The sequence below is a fragment of the Enterobacter cloacae complex sp. P6RS genome, from assembly GCF_014982245.1.
Classification (GTDB): domain Bacteria; phylum Pseudomonadota; class Gammaproteobacteria; order Enterobacterales; family Enterobacteriaceae; genus Enterobacter; species Enterobacter bugandensis.
On record NZ_JADCLB010000025.1, the window covers coordinates 16,559 to 33,450 of the forward strand.

Genomic DNA, 16,892 nt, shown 5'->3' on the forward strand with positions numbered 1-16,892 from the left:
AGCTGCATACTGGATTATCACCGGGAAAATTGTGATGACTGACGACGTTATGGGGACAAGTACCCACCATCAGCTGATTACCTTACTCACCGAGCAGGGCGCGCGTTTTCGCGTCATGGAGCACGAGGCGGTGGGGAAATGCGAAGCGGTGAGTGAAATTCGCGGGACCGATCTGCGCCAGGGGGCAAAAGCCCTGGTCTGCAAAGTGAAGGGCAACGGCGTAAAAAAACATGTACTGGCGATTCTGGCCGCCGACCTGCAGGCCGATCTGAGCCAGCTTGCCAGCCATTTTGGCGGGCTTAAAGCCTCCCTCGCCAGCCCGGCCGAGGTCGATACCCTTACCGCCTGCGTTTTTGGCGCGATCCCGCCCTTTAGCTTCCATCCTGATTTGGCGCTGGTGGCCGACCCGCTGCTGTTCGAGCGTTTCGACGAAATTGCCTTTAACGCCGGTTTACTGGAGAAATCCGTGATCATGGACACCCAGGATTACCTGCGCATCGCCCGTCCTGAGCTTGTAAACTTCCATAAGGCGTCGTCGTGACGGCGCTAGCCTCTTCTTTCCAGAAACAGCACGGAGGCGACGAGAATCACGGCAATAGCGAAAAACGATGAGGAGATAATGAGCGTTTCAACAAACATGTGATCGTTCATGATGGCGATCCCTTTGCGATACCTGCCTTCGTTTTAATCCGCGTAAATGACAGGGTAATGACAGCGATAAAATCTTTTAAACGCTGTCTTCCGCCGCGTTTGCGCGTACAGTAAGCAGGATAATTATTCTGGCAAGGATCCCCCATGTTTGACCCTACTCTGCTCATTCTTCTGGCGCTCGCCGCGCTCGGCTTTATCAGCCATAACACCACCGTCGCCATCTCGATTCTGGTGCTGATTATTGTGCGCGTGACCCCGTTAAATACCTTTTTCCCGTGGATAGAAAAACAAGGCCTCACCATCGGGATCATCATTTTAACCATCGGGGTGATGGCTCCCATCGCCAGCGGCACCCTTCCCGCCTCAACGCTGCTGCACTCGTTTGTGAACTGGAAATCGCTGGTGGCGATCGCGGTAGGGATTTTTGTGTCGTGGCTGGGCGGACGCGGCGTGACGCTGATGAGCAGCCAGCCCTCGCTGGTGGCGGGCCTGCTGGTGGGCACGGTACTCGGCGTGGCGCTCTTCCGCGGCGTACCGGTAGGCCCGCTGATTGCGGCAGGGCTGGTGTCCCTGTTTATCGGGAAGTCATAGTCAGGCTGGCCATGTAACGCGCCGGCGTCTGGCCCAGCCCCTTTTTGAACATGGTGATAAACGCGGTGGTAGAGTCATAGCCCAGAGACTGTGCCACCTGCTGCACCGATTTCCCGCTAATCAAATGCTGTAACGCCACGATCAGCTGAAGCTGGTGACGCCAGCGGCGAAAGCTTAAACCGGTCTCTTTGACCACCAGCCGCGCCAGGTTGCGTTCACTCATCGCGAAATGGCTCGCCCACTGCGACAGCGTCTGCCAGGCGGCGGGCTCTTCCGCCATCTTCTCGCTCATCAACCGGATTTTAGGATGGGGAGAGACGGGCAGCTGCAGATGCTCCTGGCGCTGGAGCGGCAGCTCGTCAAACAGGACGTCCACCAGACGCGATGTGGCCGCAAGATGCAGCTGTTCACGTGATTTCTCCGCCAGGGATAAAATCAGCTCCCGCACCAGAGGAGAGATTTTCAGGGTGCAGCAGCGGTCGGGCAGGCTGGCGGCACCAGGCTCAATAAACAAAAAGCAGAGCTGCGCCCCCGGCGTGGCCCTGTTGCTGTGCGGCATTTGGCCTGGGATCCAGACGGCATACTGGGGCGGTACCATCAGCATCGCATTTTCCACTTCGCAGGTGATCGCGCCGCCAAGGGCCAGAATCAGCTGCCCCTTACGGTGTTGATGCTGCGGAATATATTGTTCTTCCGTCACCACGCGGATGCGAAACGCGACGGCCGCATCGTGCTGGCTATCAGGATCGTAGCCGTCCAGTCCCAGACCAATCATCAGGTTGTCCGATATTAGCGATAAACTGTCATTTTAGCCTGATTTCAACCGCTGAGAAAATCGGTATTGTGTGCGCTCGCTTGAACGTATGAGAACACAATGACTACTGCTCTTCGCACCTCAGGAAAACAGGGCGCGCTGTTGATTGCAGGCATCCTGATGATTGCCACCACGCTTCGCGTCACCTTTACCGGCGCAGCGCCGCTGCTCGATACCATTCGCCTTGATTATGGCTTAAGCACGGCGCAAACCGGTCTGCTGACCACCCTGCCCCTGCTGGCCTTTGCTCTTGTCTCCCCGCTCGCGGCGGGCGTTGCCCGGCGTATCGGCATGGAGCGCAGCCTGTTTATCGCCCTGATGCTGATTTGCATCGGGATTGCGGTTCGCTCCCTGCCCTCCGCTACCCTGCTTTTCATCGGAACGGCGGTGATTGGTTGCGGGATCGCGCTGGGGAATGTGCTGTTGCCCGGCTTAATTAAGCGTGATTTCCCGGGCCAGGTTGCCCGACTCACGGGCGCCTATTTCCTGACGATGGGTGTCTCTGCCGCGTTAGGCTCGGCGCTGATCGTACCTCTGGCTCAGGGTGATGCGGGCTGGCATGGCGCGCTGCTGATGCTGATGGCGTTTCCGCTGATCGCGCTGTTGCTCTGGCTGCCGCAGTGGCGTCAAAAACATGTCGCAACGGTAACGGGCGCAGGCGCGCTGCATAACCGCGCGATCTGGCGCTCGGCACTCGCCTGGCAGGTGACGCTCTTTCTGGGGATTAACTCGTTGATTTATTACGTCATCATCGGCTGGCTGCCGGCCATATTACTCAGCCATGGCTTTAGCGAAGCGCAGGCCGGCTCGGTGCACGGTCTTTTACAGCTTGCCACGGCCGTGCCGGGGCTTGCCGTTCCGCTCGTCCTCCAGCGTCTGAAGGATCAGCGAACCATCGCCGGAGCGGTTGGGCTGATGTGCGCGGTTAGCGCGGCAGGTTTGTGGTTTATGCCTGAGATGGCGGTGATGTGGACGCTGGTGTTTGGCTTTGGTACCGGGGCAACGATGATCCTCGGCCTGACGTTCATCGGCCTGCGCGCCAGCTCCGCACACCAGGCGGCAGCGTTGTCCGGTATGGCACAGTCTATTGGTTATCTGCTCGCCGCCTGCGGTCCGCCGCTGATGGGTAAAATTCACGATTCGGCTGGAGACTGGCGGATCCCGCTTCTCGCCTGCGCGCTGGCCGCTGTCGTCATGGCCATCTGCGGCGTACTTGCCGGGCGCGACCGGGAAATCGCGCCCCGATAAACACGGTGGCAGACCATCGGGTCTGCCTTTTTTACCCGCGCGCGGCGCGCAGCATTGCCTGCACCAGCACCACCGGACGCCCTTCCAGCGCAGCACGCTCGTGCTGGAATAAGGTGATCACAAAGAACGGATGGGTCACCAGCTCCGCAGCGCGGATTTCCCCCTGCTCGTCCCAGCCCGTCACGCGCATATCACCGCTCTCTAGTTCCTGAGCAAACGCCGCCGATACGCCATAGTTACAGTGATAACCCTCTACGATTTCCGGCTTTCCGTAGGCCTTCGCGATCAGCGTATTATTGCGCAGCTCAATGGCATCGGTTTTCTCCACCAGCGAGCAGGTCAGCGGCGCAATCACCATCGTGCCTTCGGTATCCGTCTCAGCATGTGCCGCGTCGCTCCAGCCCAGCACGTTACGGGCATACTCAATTAACGCATGCTGGAACCCACCGCAGGTGCCCAGGAACGGAATGCTGTTTTCACGCGCGTAGCGTGCGGCAATAAAGGCCGCCTCGGTATTTTTATAGGGGCTTGCGGGAACCAGCCAGATGGCATCGTAGCCCACCAGATCCTCAGAACTGGTTAATTCCGTGGTGGCAAGCCAGTCGTAATCGGCGGTGAGGTCAAGGACCGCGGCGGCGTCGTCAATGGCCAGCGGGATCGCCTTGTGTGCAATAACATCAGGATTGTAATCGCCAACCAGCGCAATGCGCAGCGTCGTTTTAACCGGGAGGTGTTCCATGAAAGGTTCCTTATGCCAGAGTATTATCAGATAACATAAGGAACCTCAGACTACCGATCTTCTGCAATTATCACAATACCTTAAATTGGGAGGGTGGAATCATGATTCAGTGCAAACGCGTCTATGAACAGGCGAGCCCGGGCGATGGCTATCGGGTTCTGGTGGACAGGCTCTGGCCCCGCGGGGTGAAAAAAACGGACCTCGCGTATGACGAATGGTGTAAAACGCTCACACCGTCCAGCGCGTTACGCAAGGACTTTCATAGCGAAGCGATTGATTTCGCGGCCTTCACTAAAGCCTACAAGGAAGAGCTGGCGCAGCATAAGGACGAAGGAGAGCGTCTGGCGGCGCTGGCGAAAAAGCAGACCGTAACCCTGCTCTACGGCGCGAAGGACACGAAGCAGAATCACGCTCTGGTCTTAGCCGACTGGCTGCGCCATCTGTGATCAGCCGACCGTCAGCTCATCCTTAATTTGCGGAGCTTCGTCCGGGGTGAGCGGCATCAGGTGTTCGGCGCGAACAAACGCAAAGCCGTGCTGATTGTCAAAGGCGTAGACGTCTCCCGTCACCAGCCAGAGCGCGCGGTCCGCGCTTGCGGGTAACTGCGTCATCACGCCGTTGACCGGGTTAACGAAACGCTGGCCGGGCTGGCAGAGACCAAAAAGCTCCACGGATTTACCAATATTGCGACGGCCTGACGCCGTGCGGGCACCGACGATCATCGCCACGCTGCCCGGTTTAAGCTGAAACATACTTCTCTCGCGGTAACGGTAGCCAGAAATTGGCTAAGAATAATCCTAAAGAGAAGTGTATCGCAGCTACTGTCCCTCTGTCACCTGGCAGGTTGCGGATGATCGCGACGATAGAGCGTCCATTCGTCGATCACTTCGCCACCGGGCAGCTTGCACTCGGTGCGGACCCCCTGCGGGCTTTGAATTGGGACCTGTACCCCGCCCTTTTCCAGGCAGTAAACGGAAGCCGGGTTCGCCATGCCCACGGCGTGTGGCGGTTTCGGGGCGTCGGGTAGGGTTGTTTTTGCGGTGCAGGCAACCAGGGGAAGCGCCAGCGCCAGTAGCAGAAATCTCATCTTGTTGATCCTTTTGACATCATCATTGGCTAAGGGTAACGGCTTGTCGCCGCTTTCTCCATGATTTCTCCATTCTAACTGCACTTTTCAACGCTACAGTCAGGCATGTTCTCACTTTGACCAGAGAACATCATTCCGTAATCAAGATGTCTTTGCCCCGTTCTCAACAACGGGGCTTTTTTTCCCGCCTGCTGCCCGCCTCTGCATATATTAAATTTTCTATATTCATGTTTTACTATGCCGGAAGCCTAAAAATTCAGCATAACATGCAGATGCAGACGTCTTCTGCCTGGGAGTCATTCTACGTCATGTCGGATCTTATCCTCGCTCGCGTTTCAGAAACCCTTGCCACCGAGCAATCCCTTGAAAGCCTCGTTCGTCAGCTGCTGGAGATGCTGGAAATCGTCACCGACATGGAGTCGACTTACCTGACGAAGGTGGATATAACAGCCCGGCTGCAGCATATCCTCTATGCCCGAAACAGCAAGCAGATGACTATCCCGGAAGGGTTAAGCGTGCCATGGGATGAAACGCTGTGTAAGCGCGCGCTGGATAGCGACACATTATTCAGTAACGATGTTCCCGAGCGCTGGCCGGAGTGTGAAGCGGCGAAAGCACTCGGCATTACCACTTACATGAGCATCCCCGTTCATCTTGCCGATGGCTCGCTTTACGGTACGCTCTGCGCCACCAGCACGGCAAAAAAACCGCTCAGCGAACGCGGTGAACAGATATTAAAACTTTTCGCCGGGTTGATCGGTCAGTACATTCAAAAAGAGTCTCTGGTCACCCAGCTTCGTGAAGCCAACGCGGCACTTATCGCCCACTCCTACACAGATGCCCTTACAGGGTTACCCAACCGTCGCGCCATTTTTGAGGATCTGACCACCCTGTTTTCGCTGGCGCGGCATCTGAAACGTAACGCCATCATTGCCTTTATCGATCTGGATGATTTTAAACTGATTAACGATCGATACGGGCATGAAGCAGGCGACCAGTTCCTGATTGAAGTGGGCAAGCGTTTGACCGCAGAAAAACAGCAGGACGATATCATCGGCCGGCTGGGCGGCGATGAGTTTCTGGTGGCCACTCTGAGCAACGTCGAGAATGAGGAGCAAATCCACCTTCTCAGAACGCGCCTCAGCGCCCGAATTGCGGGGGAATACTGGCTGGGTAGCATCAGCATCATTTATCCTGGCGCCAGCCTCGGCGTTATCGAAGTGGATCCCGGCGTAACCGATCCGGACAGTGCGTTACGTGCCGCGGATATCGCGATGTATCAGGATAAGAAAGGAAAAAGCAAAACAGGCTTTCTCGCGATGGATTAACCCCGTACACTCTACGGCGTTATAAAAACCGAAACAGGTGATGATATGAGAATAGGGATCCTCTTCCCGGTCGTTATTTTTATAACGGCGGTGGTATTTCTGGCGTGGTTTTTTGTCGGTGGTTACGCTGCTCCGGGGGCATAAATGAGAAAAACCACCCTCATTATGTTGATCGTTGCCGTCGTGGCGTTTGCCGGCACGCAGTTTGGCTGGTGGTAAACCCGTTACGTAAAAAGGCCGCCATATGGCAGCCTTTTTAACGCTTCAGTATTAGCTTTTGATCTTTCTGTAGATAAACAGCACAACCAGCGCGCCGATCACCGCGACCGCGAAACTGCCGAAGTTAAAGCCATCGACTTTACCAAAACCGAACAGCGTACTGATCCAACCGCCGACTACCGCGCCGACAATACCCAGTATTATGGTGACGATAAACCCACCGCCATCTTTGCCCGGCATGATCCACTTCGCCAGAATACCCGCAATAAGCCCAAAGATAATCCAGGATAAAATTCCCATAACTTTCCTCTCTGTATGGTTTTTGTCATTAAATCAACGACACAAAAAGAATAGCACAGGATCTGAGAAAGGAAATTTGTGATAAGCCTCACAGAGAGAGTCTGCGCATTTCTTCATCAACATGCCCTTCCACAAGAACTGTGGGGTTGCATCTTTTGTTGAGAAAGATTATCTTTCTCAACACTGAATAGTTGAGATAAACACTCAGGTATTCAGTACGACATTGCTCACATTGCTTCCAGTATTTCTTGCCCACTCATGAGTGGGCTTTTTTTTGATCAAGCCCCAACGAAAGCGTGCCGGTTGCGCCCGCCGCGTTTTGCCTGATAGAGCGCCTGGTCGGCAGCATTAATAATATTCTGCTGGCTACCCGCGATGTTGACAGCACGCGCACTGGAGACCCCTACGCTTACCGTAACCCGCCCGAAGGGGCTAAACGCGTGTTCAATTTGCTGAGAGAAAACATAGCGAATAATCGTCTGCGCAAGGCGGAGCGCCTCCTGGATATCCGTTTCAGGCAAAATCAGCGCAAACTCCTCCCCGCCATAGCGCGCCACAATCTGGTTGTCGCGGGTGAGACTTTCCCTGAGGCAGTTTCCCAGCAACGCCAGGCATCTGTCCCCTTCCGGATGACCGTAGTTATCGTTGTACTTTTTGAAGTAGTCCACATCCACAAGGAGCAGCGAAACCGGCGCGTCCTTTGCCGCACACGCCGCAATTTCCGAGAGGATTTTTTCATCAAAGATGCGCCTGTTATAAAGCCCTGTCAGCGCATCCTCCGAGGCAATAATCTTTAGCGCTTTATTATCCCGTGCTTTTCTGGATAAGTCGGAATAGAGGAAACAGGACGCCACGATGAGCGTCGCGGTAAACACCAAAATAAGTGCGGCAAGCTGAATCGCCTGCTTGCGCCACGGTGAAAGGGCTTCATCAATGCTTACCGCTACCGTCGTAACCAGTCCGTAGCGCCTGTTTTTCTCATAGGCATAAATGCGTTCGATTTTATCAAACCTGGAGACAGAGCTGGCTATCCCTGTATTTTGTACCTTGAGGTATTTTCTGAAGAGAGGTGAGTCAGAAAAAATCGTACCGATATAGTTATTTTTAAAGGGATAACGAATCAGTAAAACGCCTGCTTGCGTCGTTAAACCAATAACGCCCGCGTGACCAATATTAATCTGTCCATAAAGTGTCAGAAAATTTTCGATACCCAGCGTCACCACCACAACACCGTTAAATGCACCGGTGTGGGTTTCAAGGCGTCGGCTAAGAGTAATAACCCATTTACCATTGGTTCTGCTTATCACCGGCTCACCAATATAAATCTGCTGACTTTTATTTTCCTTGTGATAGACAAAAAATGCCCTGTCCGCGCCATTATGGGGGCCCGCAAAATTTTTGTGCAATGCAGTGAAGATATCCCCATGCGCATCATAGACAACCACATTATTAATCTGAGTAAGAAGATTATCCTGATTGCTTATCATTCGCTGAATATTGATCGCCTGTTGCGGGGTCATACCATAAATTTCGATTGTGTCGGAAACGGTGGTAATCAACATTTCACTTTGGCGAATGATCCCTTCCGTGTAGACGTTAAGGGTATGGCTCAGGTTGGCAACGCTGGTATTGATTTGCTGGATTGACTGCTGTCGGGACGTGGCAATCTGGACGGCAAGCGACAATGAAACAATCAATGAGACAATGATGACGGTAATGGTTGTTGTGTAAAAAGTATTTTTCACATGCACGAGCTTTTCCACCTTATCACGCCTGGCATCCCTGGCTGACAACTCTTGTCACTGTAACAAAGCTCAGGTTAAGAGGAAAACAAATTGCACTTAAGCATAACGGCTGCCGTTATTATCAGGCTTGTAGCTTGCACTGCCTGTGATAAGATTTGAGAGATTAGGGAGCGGACAGGGTATCTGGAAAATGAAAAAGATCATTGCCGTTACTATCGTTTCAGCGTTTCTGGTCTTCCTGTCTCTTTTTGCGGTTAATGGAGTTATCGGGAGCCAGCAGAAAAGCAAACAGCTTGAGATTTCCCGAACCCTTTTACAGCATTCAGAAAGTCTGACCCAGAGCATGGCGCAGACGCTCAAAAACCTGACCACACAGGGATGCGACAGAGACAGCCTCGATCGCTACCGGCAGGTCAAGCTCGAAAGCCGCTATGTCGCTGACGTCGGTTTTATTGAAAAGGGAAAAATAGTCTGTACCGCTTTTTGGGGTAAACTCGTTAATCCTGTCCCGCTTCCTGAAGAGCTCCATGAAACGCCCAGAGGATTTCTCCTCGCGCAATTTTCGAGAAAAGATTTTTTTACCGGCAATGCGGCCATCTATAATAATCACATTATCTTCACCTCCCGCTATGCTTACGATAAATTCACCCCGGTTACGGAGAGCTATTCTCTGAGCACCACCACCAGGGACTTAAGCAGAACGTTTTTTTCGGCTACGCCTGAATTAAACCAACAGAGCGAACTGAATTCCTCCTTGTTTACCCTGACCCTCACCCGGTGCAGCACCACGTGGGATTTGTGCGTCATTGTGAAGCATCACAACGCGGGACTGGCCTCGTTATCTCCCGTTGTATTTATCGTTCTCGCGGTCATTTTATGTTTTATCTGGATTGCGATAACGCTCTTTTTCTTTCGACTCAACGAGGACCGGTTCTCCCTGGAGCGGACGCTGGTCAAAGCTGTTATCACTAATACTATCGGCGTTCATTACCAGCCCATTGTTCGGATTGAGGATAAAAAAATTGTAGGCGTGGAGGTCTTGTCGAGATGGCGTGACGCAAGATACGGTGACGTCTCCCCGGAACTGTTTATTCCATTAATCAAAAAAATTGGCCTGTATAAAAATTACTATATAAATATTCTCCAAAAATCCCTTTCGGATATCGCGCCACTTATTATTAAATATCATCTGGTTGTTTCGCTCAATGTTGGCCGAACGGAAATTGAAGACGGACAGTTTATCAGCATTTTGCGCCGTAGCTGTTTAGCTAATAATATTCCGCTCTCTCTGATCAAAATCGAGCTTTCTGAAAAAGCCATTTCAACGGGGAATATTCTGGAAGATTTCTGCAAGGATTTAAAAAACCTTGGCGTGAGAATATCCATTGATGACTTCGGGGTGCAAAACTCAAACCTGGCAAGGCTTTCGCTGCTTGAATATGATGAGATCAAAATCGACAAGTCGCTGGTCGATGGCATCAGTGAACATTACAAGCAGAACATTTTTGTCATCTTTAGCGACGCCCTCGCAAAACTGAATAAAACGCTTGTTTTCGAAGGCGTAGAGAGCGAAATACAGTATCGCTTTATTGCTGAAAGATACCCCGAGGCGCTGATTCAGGGATGGTATTTCTCAAAATCCGTCACCCGAAGCGAGCTTGCGAAGCGACTCGCTGGGATCGCGCGGTAGGTTACTCGTTTCCCCACTGATTGAGAAAGTTCGCAATATCATCAATACGTTCGGCACGAACCCCGGCTTCACGCGCCATCTCCTGCTGAGCTTCCTCATCGATCTCCTCATTATTCGACAAACGCGTGAGAAGCAGCTGGAAATAATGCGCCAGCGAGTCCTGCTCTGACTCACTCACGGGCTTTGTGGCTTCCGTCGCGTACTCTTCGACGATGTCATAATACTTCAGTGGGATTTCGTTATTCATAACAGCGTTAATCTCTGAGGGTGAAGCCACAAGTATATCCGACGACGTACGGTTAACCAACGCGTTGCGTCAGATAAGCAGGGCAAGCAGGGCTGCAAGAGCAGGTATGGCCTGAACGTACAGTATCTTTCGGCTGGCGGTCGCTGCGCCAAAGAGTCCGGCAATCAACACGCAGGTCAGGAAGAAGATGGCCACAGATATACCCTTCTCACCAAGCCAGAGGCTCCAGAGCAGACCCGCAGCCAGAAAACCATTATACAGCCCCTGATTCGCGGCCAGCACGCGGGTGTCGCGCGCAAAATCGGGACGCAGATTAAAGGCCTTGTGCCCTGTTCTGGTGTTCCACAGGAACATTTCCAGCACAAGAATGTAGATATGGATGAATGCAACGACAGCGATAAGAACAGTAGCGAGCATCGTGTTATTTCCCGCAGGCAGAAGCAAAAAAAACGGGAACCCTCAGGCCCCCGCTCTTGTTTAACCCAGAATCTGGATTACATGTTCGCGATAATCGCGTCGCCAAACTCTGAGCATTTCAGCAGCTTAGCGCCTTCCATCAGACGTTCGAAATCGTAAGTTACGGTTTTCGCGTTGATCGCGCCTTCCATACCTTTGACGATCAGGTCTGCGGCTTCGAACCATTCCATATGGCGCAGCATCATCTCTGCGGAGAGGATGATAGAGCCTGGGTTCACTTTGTCCTGGCCTGCGTATTTTGGTGCAGTACCGTGGGTTGCTTCGAACAGGGCGCACTCGTCGCCGATGTTCGCGCCAGGGGCGATACCGATACCGCCAACCTGTGCCGCCAGGGCGTCAGAAATGTAGTCACCGTTCAGGTTCATACAGGCGATCACGTCGTATTCAGCAGGACGCAGCAGGATCTGCTGCAGGAACGCATCGGCGATCACATCTTTAATGATGATCTCTTTGCCGGTGTTCGGGTTCTTGATCTTCTGCCACGGGCCGCCGTCGATCGGCTCACCGCCGAACTCTTCGGTCGCCAGCTGATAGCCCCAGTCTTTGAACGCGCCTTCGGTGAACTTCATGATGTTGCCCTTGTGAACCAGGGTCACAGAATCACGGTCGTTGGTGATCGCGTATTCAATGGCCGCACGCACCAGGCGCTTGGTCCCTTCTTCAGAGCACGGCTTAATGCCGATACCGCAGTGCTCAGGGAAGCGAATTTTCTTCACGCCCATCTCTTCGCGCAGGAATTTAATTACTTTTTCTGCATCAGCAGAGTCCGCTTTCCACTCGATACCCGCGTAGATGTCTTCTGAGTTTTCGCGGAAGATAACCATGTCGGTCAGTTCAGGGTGCTTAACCGGGCTTGGGGTGCCCTGATAGTAACGAACCGGACGCAGACACACGTACAGGTCCAGCTCCTGACGCAGCGCCACGTTCAGGGAACGGATGCCGCCGCCGACCGGAGTGGTCAGTGGGCCTTTAATAGCAACGCGGTAGTCGCGGATCAGGTCCAGCGTTTCCGCTGGCAGCCAGACGTCCTGGCCATAAACTTGCGTCGATTTCTCACCGGTGTAAATTTCCATCCAGGAAATTTTACGCTCGCCTTTGTAGGCTTTCTCAACAGCGGCATCAACCACTTTCAGCATTGCCGGGGTAACGTCTACACCGATACCGTCGCCTTCGATGAACGGAATAATCGGATTGTGAGGAACGTTAATCTTGCCGTTTTGCAGGGTGATCTTTTTACCTTCCGCCGGAACAACTACTTTGCTTTCCATTAACCTCTCCTTCGAGCGCTTCTGGTTGTTACTGATCTTATGTTAATAAATTGTAATGAGCCCTTCGATAGTACCTGATTGTCCTGCGCCATGAAAGGTCTTCGTTATTAGGCTATAATGCGGCAATTGATAACGCCTGAAAATACCATGAAGAAAACTTCTTTTACAAAACACCGGGTTGAGCGATTCAGCTCGCGACAAGCCGCCAGACGACCGCAAGAAACCCAGCCAAAGCGGGTTATTCTGTTCAATAAACCCTACGATGTTTTGCCGCAGTTTACCGATGAGGCCGGACGCAGCACGCTGAAGGATTACATCCCCGTTCAGGGCGTCTACGCCGCTGGTCGCCTGGACCGGGACAGCGAAGGACTTTTGGTCCTAACCAACGACGGCGCCCTACAGGCAAAGCTTACGCAGCCGGGCAAACGCACCGGCAAAATTTACTTTGTGCAGGTTGAAGGCGAGCCGGACGAAGAGACGCTGGCGAAACTGCGCAGCGGGGTGACGCTGAACGACGGTCCCACCCTGCCCGCCGGTATTGAACGCGTGAATGAGCCGGAGTGGCTGTGGCCGCGTAACCCGCCCATTCGCGAGCGCAAATCCATCCCGACAAGCTGGCTCAAAATCACCCTGTATGAAGGCCGCAACCGCCAGGTGAGGCGAATGACCGCGCACGTCGGCTTCCCTACCCTACGTCTGATTCGCTACGCCATGGGCAGCTACACGCTGGATACGCTGGCAAACGGCGAATGGCGCGACGCTGCCCCTTAAGGAGAAATGATGTTTAAACCTCATGTTACGGTCGCCTGCGTGGTGCACGCGCAGGGAAAATTCCTCGTTGTGGAAGAGAGCATCAACGGCAGGGCGCTGTGGAATCAGCCTGCCGGGCATCTTGAAGCCAATGAAACGTTGCTGCAGGCCGCGAAGCGCGAGCTCTGGGAAGAGACCGGCATTCGCGCTGAGCCCCAGCACTTCATTCGCATGCACCAGTGGATTGCGCCCGACAGCACCCCATTCCTGCGCTTTTTATTCGCCGTTGAGCTTAGCGAAACGTGCGCCACAGAACCGCATGATGACGATATCGATCGCTGCCTGTGGGTCACCGCCGAGGAGATCCTGAACGCGCCAAACCTGCGCTCGCCGCTGGTTGCGGAAAGCATCCGCTGCTGGCAGTCAGGCGCACGCCTGCCGCTGGGGGTCATCGGAGAATTTAACTGGCCGTTTACAGAGGGTGTCAACGGTGGGGGGGCGTGATAGAATACGCCGCCTTGAAGTTCAATGTCGTGAGTATTCCATGTCAGATAACAGCCAGAAAAAAGTGATCGTCGGCATGTCCGGCGGTGTCGATTCCTCCGTTTCCGCCTACCTGTTGCAGCAACAGGGCTATAAGGTGGAGGGCCTGTTCATGAAGAACTGGGAGGAAGACGATGGCGAGGAATACTGCACTGCCGCAGCGGATCTCGCCGACGCGCAGGCCGTATGCGACAAGCTCGGCATTGAACTGCACACCGTTAACTTTGCCGCAGAGTACTGGGACAACGTCTTTGAACTGTTCCTGGAAGAGTACAAAGCGGGCCGTACCCCGAACCCGGATATTCTGTGCAACAAAGAGATCAAATTTAAAGCCTTCCTGGAATTCGCCGCGGAAGATCTGGGCGCTGACTACATTGCGACCGGTCACTACGTGCGTCGTGCGGACGTGAATGGCAAAAGCCAGTTGCTGCGCGGCCTCGACGGCAATAAAGACCAGAGCTACTTCCTTTATACGCTGAGCCACGAACAGATTGCGCAAAGCCTGTTCCCGGTCGGCGAACTGGAAAAGCCGGAAGTGCGTAAAATTGCCGAAGAGCTGGACCTGATTACCGCGAAGAAAAAAGACTCCACCGGTATCTGCTTTATCGGCGAGCGCAAATTCCGTGATTTCCTGGGCCGCTACCTGCCTGCACAGCCAGGTAAAATTGTCACCGTTGATGGCGACGAGATTGGTCAGCATCAGGGGCTGATGTACCACACCTTAGGCCAGCGTAAAGGCCTGGGTATTGGTGGGACGAAAGAAGGCAGCGAAGATCCGTGGTACGTGGTCGACAAAGACGTCGAAAACAATATTCTGGTGGTGGCTCAGGGTCACGACCACCCGCGTCTGATGTCCGTTGGCCTTATCGCACAGCAGTTGCACTGGGTCGATCGCGAGCCCCTGAAAGGCACGCTGCGCTGCACGGTGAAAACGCGTTACCGCCAGACCGATATTCCTTGCACCATCACCGCGCTTGATGACGACCGTATTGACGTCCGTTTCGACGAGCCGGTCGCCGCCGTTACCCCGGGCCAGTCTGCTGTCTTCTACAGCGGCGAAATCTGCCTGGGCGGCGGGATCATTGAACAGCGCCTGCCGCTGCCCGCTGTTTAACCGATTGCACACATAAAGGAGACCGTGTGGCGAAGAATTATTATGACATCACCCTTGCGCTGGCAGGAATTTGCCAGTCTGCTCGTCTGGTGCAACAGCTGGCGCATCAGGGTCACTGTGACGCTGATGCCCTGCACGTTTCGCTCAACAGCGTTATCGACCTCAACCCCGGTTCAACCCTGGGCGTGTTCGGCGGCAGCGAAACCAATCTTCGTCTCGGTCTTGAAACCCTGCTTGGCGTGCTTAACGCCAGTAGCCGTCAGGGGTTAAACGCTGAACTGACCCGCTACACCTTAAGCCTGATGGTGCTTGAGCGTAAGCTGAGCGCGGCGAAAGGCGCGCTCAATACCCTGGGCGATCGCATCGCCGGGCTACAGCGTCAGCTCGACCATTTTGACCTGCAGTCTGAAACGCTGCTGAGCGCCATGGCGGGCATTTACGTTGACGTCATCAGCCCGCTGGGCCCGCGCATTCAGGTCACCGGCTCCCCTGCCGTACTGCAAAGCCCGCAGGTGCAGGCGAAGGTCCGCGCTTCCCTGCTGGCTGGGATCCGCGCTGCCGTGCTGTGGCATCAGGTTGGCGGTGGCCGCCTGCAGTTAATGCTTTCTCGTAATCGCCTGACTACTCAGGCAAAACAAATTCTTGCTCATTGTTAACCTCCCGGAGTTGCGAATTATGGAATTATCCTCACTGACCGCCGTATCCCCTGTCGATGGACGCTACGGCGATAAAGTCAGCGCGCTGCGCGGGATCTTCAGCGAATATGGTTTGCTGAAGTTCCGTGTTCAGGTTGAAGTACGCTGGCTGCAGAAGCTGGCCGCCCAGGCAGCAATCAAGGAAGTTCCTGCTTTTGACGAAAAGGCAAACGATTACCTTGATAAAATCGTTGCTGAGTTTAGCGAAGAAGATGCCGCGCGCATTAAGACCATTGAACGCACCACCAACCACGACGTGAAAGCGGTTGAGTACTTCCTGAAAGAGAAAGTGGAAAGCGTCCCGGCCCTGCATGCGGTATCCGAGTTCATTCACTTCGCCTGTACGTCCGAAGATATCAACAACCTGTCTCACGCGCTGATGCTCTCCACCGCGCGTAGAGAAGTGGTGCTGCCTTACTGGCGTAAAATCATCGACGCGGTGAAAGCGCTGTCCGTGGAATACCGCGACATTCCGCTGCTTTCCCGTACTCACGGCCAGCCAGCCACCCCATCCACGATGGGTAAAGAGATGGCGAACGTGGCGTACCGTATGGAGCGCCAGTATCGTCAGCTGGAGCAGGTTGAAATTCTGGGTAAAATCAACGGCGCGGTCGGTAACTACAATGCCCACATTGCCGCGTACCCGGAAGTGGACTGGCATCAGTTCAGCGAAGAGTTCGTGACCTCTCTGGGGATCCAGTGGAACCCGTACACCACCCAGATTGAGCCGCACGACTACATTGCAGAGCTGTTTGACTGCATCGCGCGCTTCAACACCATCCTGATCGACTTCGATCGCGACGTGTGGGGCTACATCGCGCTGAACCACTTCAAGCAGAAGACCATCGCCGGAGAAATTGGCTCCTCCACCATGCCGCACAAAGTGAACCCAATCGACTTCGAAAACTCCGAAGGCAACCTGGGCCTGGCGAATGCCGTGCTGCAGCATATGGCGAGCAAGCTGCCGGTTTCCCGCTGGCAGCGCGACCTGACCGACTCCACCGTGCTGCGTAACCTGGGCGTGGGAATTGGCTACGCGCTGATCGCGTATCAGTCCACCCTGAAGGGCGTGAGCAAGCTCGAAGTGAACCGTGACCGTCTTCTGGACGAGCTGGATCACAACTGGGAAGTATTGGCAGAGCCGATTCAGACCGTGATGCGCCGCTACGGTATCGAAAAACCGTACGAGAAGCTGAAAGAGCTGACACGCGGTAAACGCGTCGATGCCGAAGGCATGAAACAGTTTATCGACGGTCTGGCACTGCCGGAAGAAGAGAAAACCCGCCTGAAGGCCATGACTCCGGCCAATTACATTGGCCGCGCCATCACCATGGTTGATGAGCTGAAGTAACGTTCCTTCCCCCCCCTTTCCGCCCGGAAAGGGGG

22 protein-coding genes are annotated in these 16,892 nt (G+C 54.1%); 12 read left to right on the forward strand and 10 right to left on the reverse strand.

Annotation, left to right across the window (positions count from 1 at the left end; genetic code table 11):
• Positions 1 to 34: 34 nt before the first annotated feature.
• Complete coding sequence (locus INF73_RS18320) at positions 35 to 541, forward strand: YbaK/prolyl-tRNA synthetase associated domain-containing protein (RefSeq protein ID WP_028012766.1); 507 nt, start codon at positions 35 to 37, stop codon at positions 539 to 541.
• Between the two features lie 5 nt (positions 542 to 546).
• Here the strand turns inward: INF73_RS18320 and yoaI are convergent, their stop codons facing one another.
• Positions 547 to 651, reverse strand: coding sequence for a small membrane protein YoaI (yoaI, locus tag INF73_RS18325; RefSeq protein WP_088205013.1), 105 nt, complete (start codon positions 649 to 651; stop codon positions 547 to 549).
• A 144-nt stretch (positions 652 to 795) separates the two neighbouring features.
• Here yoaI and INF73_RS18330 point away from each other — a divergent pair, with 144 nt between their 5' ends.
• The gene (locus INF73_RS18330) at positions 796 to 1,242 is read left to right on the forward strand and encodes a DUF441 domain-containing protein (protein ID WP_008500737.1); all 447 of its coding nucleotides are present in this window, start codon (positions 796 to 798) and stop codon (positions 1,240 to 1,242) included.
• Here INF73_RS18330 and INF73_RS18335 read toward each other — a convergent pair.
• Positions 1,226 to 2,017: a helix-turn-helix domain-containing protein gene (locus INF73_RS18335; RefSeq protein ID WP_028012765.1), complete on the reverse strand. Its 792-nt coding sequence runs from the start codon at positions 2,015 to 2,017 to the stop codon at positions 1,226 to 1,228. The two genes, INF73_RS18330 and INF73_RS18335, sit on opposite strands and share 17 nt — an antisense overlap.
• A 99-nt stretch (positions 2,018 to 2,116) precedes the next feature.
• On the opposite strand from INF73_RS18335, the gene INF73_RS18340 reads away from it, so the two are divergent.
• Positions 2,117 to 3,304, forward strand: a complete 1,188-nt coding sequence (locus INF73_RS18340) for a CynX/NimT family MFS transporter (RefSeq protein ID WP_193540679.1) — start codon at positions 2,117 to 2,119, stop codon at positions 3,302 to 3,304.
• Between the two features lie 31 nt (positions 3,305 to 3,335).
• On the opposite strand, the gene INF73_RS18345 is transcribed toward INF73_RS18340, so the two are convergent.
• Positions 3,336 to 4,043, reverse strand: coding sequence for a CTP synthase (locus INF73_RS18345; RefSeq protein ID WP_028012763.1), 708 nt, complete (start codon positions 4,041 to 4,043; stop codon positions 3,336 to 3,338).
• 101 nt (positions 4,044 to 4,144) lie between these two features.
• Here INF73_RS18345 and INF73_RS18350 point away from each other — a divergent pair, with 101 nt between their 5' ends.
• Complete coding sequence (locus INF73_RS18350) at positions 4,145 to 4,489, forward strand: DUF488 domain-containing protein (RefSeq protein ID WP_041910484.1); 345 nt, start codon at positions 4,145 to 4,147, stop codon at positions 4,487 to 4,489.
• Here the strand turns inward: INF73_RS18350 and INF73_RS18355 are convergent, their stop codons facing one another.
• Both INF73_RS18355 and INF73_RS18360 read right to left on the reverse strand, forming a co-directional pair.
• Positions 4,490 to 4,795, reverse strand: coding sequence for a hypothetical protein (locus INF73_RS18355; protein ID WP_126326168.1), 306 nt, complete (start codon positions 4,793 to 4,795; stop codon positions 4,490 to 4,492).
• 80 nt (positions 4,796 to 4,875) lie between these two features.
• Positions 4,876 to 5,130, reverse strand: a complete 255-nt coding sequence (locus INF73_RS18360) for a DUF333 domain-containing protein (RefSeq protein ID WP_028012760.1) — start codon at positions 5,128 to 5,130, stop codon at positions 4,876 to 4,878.
• 308 nt (positions 5,131 to 5,438) lie between these two features.
• Here INF73_RS18360 and INF73_RS18365 point away from each other — a divergent pair, with 308 nt between their 5' ends.
• Both INF73_RS18365 and INF73_RS18370 read left to right on the forward strand, forming a co-directional pair.
• Complete coding sequence (locus tag INF73_RS18365; RefSeq protein ID WP_063437681.1) at positions 5,439 to 6,458, forward strand: sensor domain-containing diguanylate cyclase; 1,020 nt, start codon at positions 5,439 to 5,441, stop codon at positions 6,456 to 6,458.
• A 45-nt stretch (positions 6,459 to 6,503) separates the two neighbouring features.
• Positions 6,504 to 6,602 (forward strand): YoaK family small membrane protein, encoded by a 99-nt coding sequence (locus tag INF73_RS18370; RefSeq protein ID WP_014883431.1) that lies wholly within the window; start codon positions 6,504 to 6,506, stop codon positions 6,600 to 6,602.
• Positions 6,603 to 6,728: 126 nt separating this feature from the next.
• On the opposite strand, the gene INF73_RS18375 is transcribed toward INF73_RS18370, so the two are convergent.
• Together INF73_RS18375 and INF73_RS18380 are read right to left on the reverse strand one after the other, a co-directional pair.
• Positions 6,729 to 6,977, reverse strand: a complete 249-nt coding sequence (locus INF73_RS18375) for a GlsB/YeaQ/YmgE family stress response membrane protein (protein ID WP_028012758.1) — start codon at positions 6,975 to 6,977, stop codon at positions 6,729 to 6,731.
• Positions 6,978 to 7,255: 278 nt separating this feature from the next.
• On the reverse strand, positions 7,256 to 8,740 hold the full coding sequence (locus INF73_RS18380; RefSeq protein ID WP_333034292.1) for a sensor domain-containing diguanylate cyclase: 1,485 nt from the start codon (positions 8,738 to 8,740) through the stop codon (positions 7,256 to 7,258).
• 172 nt (positions 8,741 to 8,912) lie between these two features.
• On the opposite strand from INF73_RS18380, the gene INF73_RS18385 reads away from it, so the two are divergent.
• On the forward strand, positions 8,913 to 10,412 hold the full coding sequence (locus INF73_RS18385; protein ID WP_193540677.1) for an EAL domain-containing protein: 1,500 nt from the start codon (positions 8,913 to 8,915) through the stop codon (positions 10,410 to 10,412).
• A gap of 1 nt (position 10,413) precedes the next feature.
• On the opposite strand, the gene INF73_RS18390 is transcribed toward INF73_RS18385, so the two are convergent.
• From INF73_RS18390 to icd, 3 genes are all read right to left on the reverse strand, one after another.
• Entirely contained in the window at positions 10,414 to 10,659 is a 246-nt protein-coding gene (locus INF73_RS18390; protein ID WP_028012755.1) for a DUF2543 family protein, read from the reverse strand.
• A gap of 69 nt (positions 10,660 to 10,728) precedes the next feature.
• Positions 10,729 to 11,076 carry a DUF1304 domain-containing protein gene (locus INF73_RS18395; RefSeq protein WP_028012754.1) on the reverse strand — a complete coding sequence of 116 codons (348 nt, stop codon included), beginning with the start codon at positions 11,074 to 11,076 and terminating at the stop codon, positions 10,729 to 10,731.
• A gap of 77 nt (positions 11,077 to 11,153) precedes the next feature.
• Positions 11,154 to 12,404 (reverse strand): NADP-dependent isocitrate dehydrogenase, encoded by a 1,251-nt coding sequence (gene icd / locus INF73_RS18400; RefSeq protein ID WP_193359526.1) that lies wholly within the window; start codon positions 12,402 to 12,404, stop codon positions 11,154 to 11,156.
• A gap of 117 nt (positions 12,405 to 12,521) precedes the next feature.
• Between icd and rluE the strand changes: the two genes are divergently transcribed.
• From rluE to purB, 5 genes are read left to right on the forward strand one after another with little or no spacing between them, the layout of a single operon-like run.
• Positions 12,522 to 13,175, forward strand: coding sequence for a 23S rRNA pseudouridine(2457) synthase RluE (rluE, locus tag INF73_RS18405; protein ID WP_045261618.1), 654 nt, complete (start codon positions 12,522 to 12,524; stop codon positions 13,173 to 13,175).
• 9 nt (positions 13,176 to 13,184) lie between these two features.
• Positions 13,185 to 13,658: an NUDIX hydrolase gene (locus INF73_RS18410; RefSeq protein WP_028012752.1), complete on the forward strand. Its 474-nt coding sequence runs from the start codon at positions 13,185 to 13,187 to the stop codon at positions 13,656 to 13,658.
• 40 nt (positions 13,659 to 13,698) lie between these two features.
• A complete protein-coding gene (gene mnmA, locus INF73_RS18415; protein WP_028012751.1) occupies positions 13,699 to 14,811 on the forward strand; it encodes a tRNA 2-thiouridine(34) synthase MnmA in 1,113 nt (370 codons plus the stop codon).
• A gap of 26 nt (positions 14,812 to 14,837) precedes the next feature.
• Positions 14,838 to 15,467: a high frequency lysogenization protein HflD gene (gene hflD, locus INF73_RS18420; RefSeq protein ID WP_063437664.1), complete on the forward strand. Its 630-nt coding sequence runs from the start codon at positions 14,838 to 14,840 to the stop codon at positions 15,465 to 15,467.
• Positions 15,468 to 15,486: 19 nt separating this feature from the next.
• Positions 15,487 to 16,857 carry an adenylosuccinate lyase gene (purB, locus tag INF73_RS18425; RefSeq protein WP_193031009.1) on the forward strand — a complete coding sequence of 457 codons (1,371 nt, stop codon included), beginning with the start codon at positions 15,487 to 15,489 and terminating at the stop codon, positions 16,855 to 16,857.
• Positions 16,858 to 16,892: the final 35 nt, after the last annotated feature.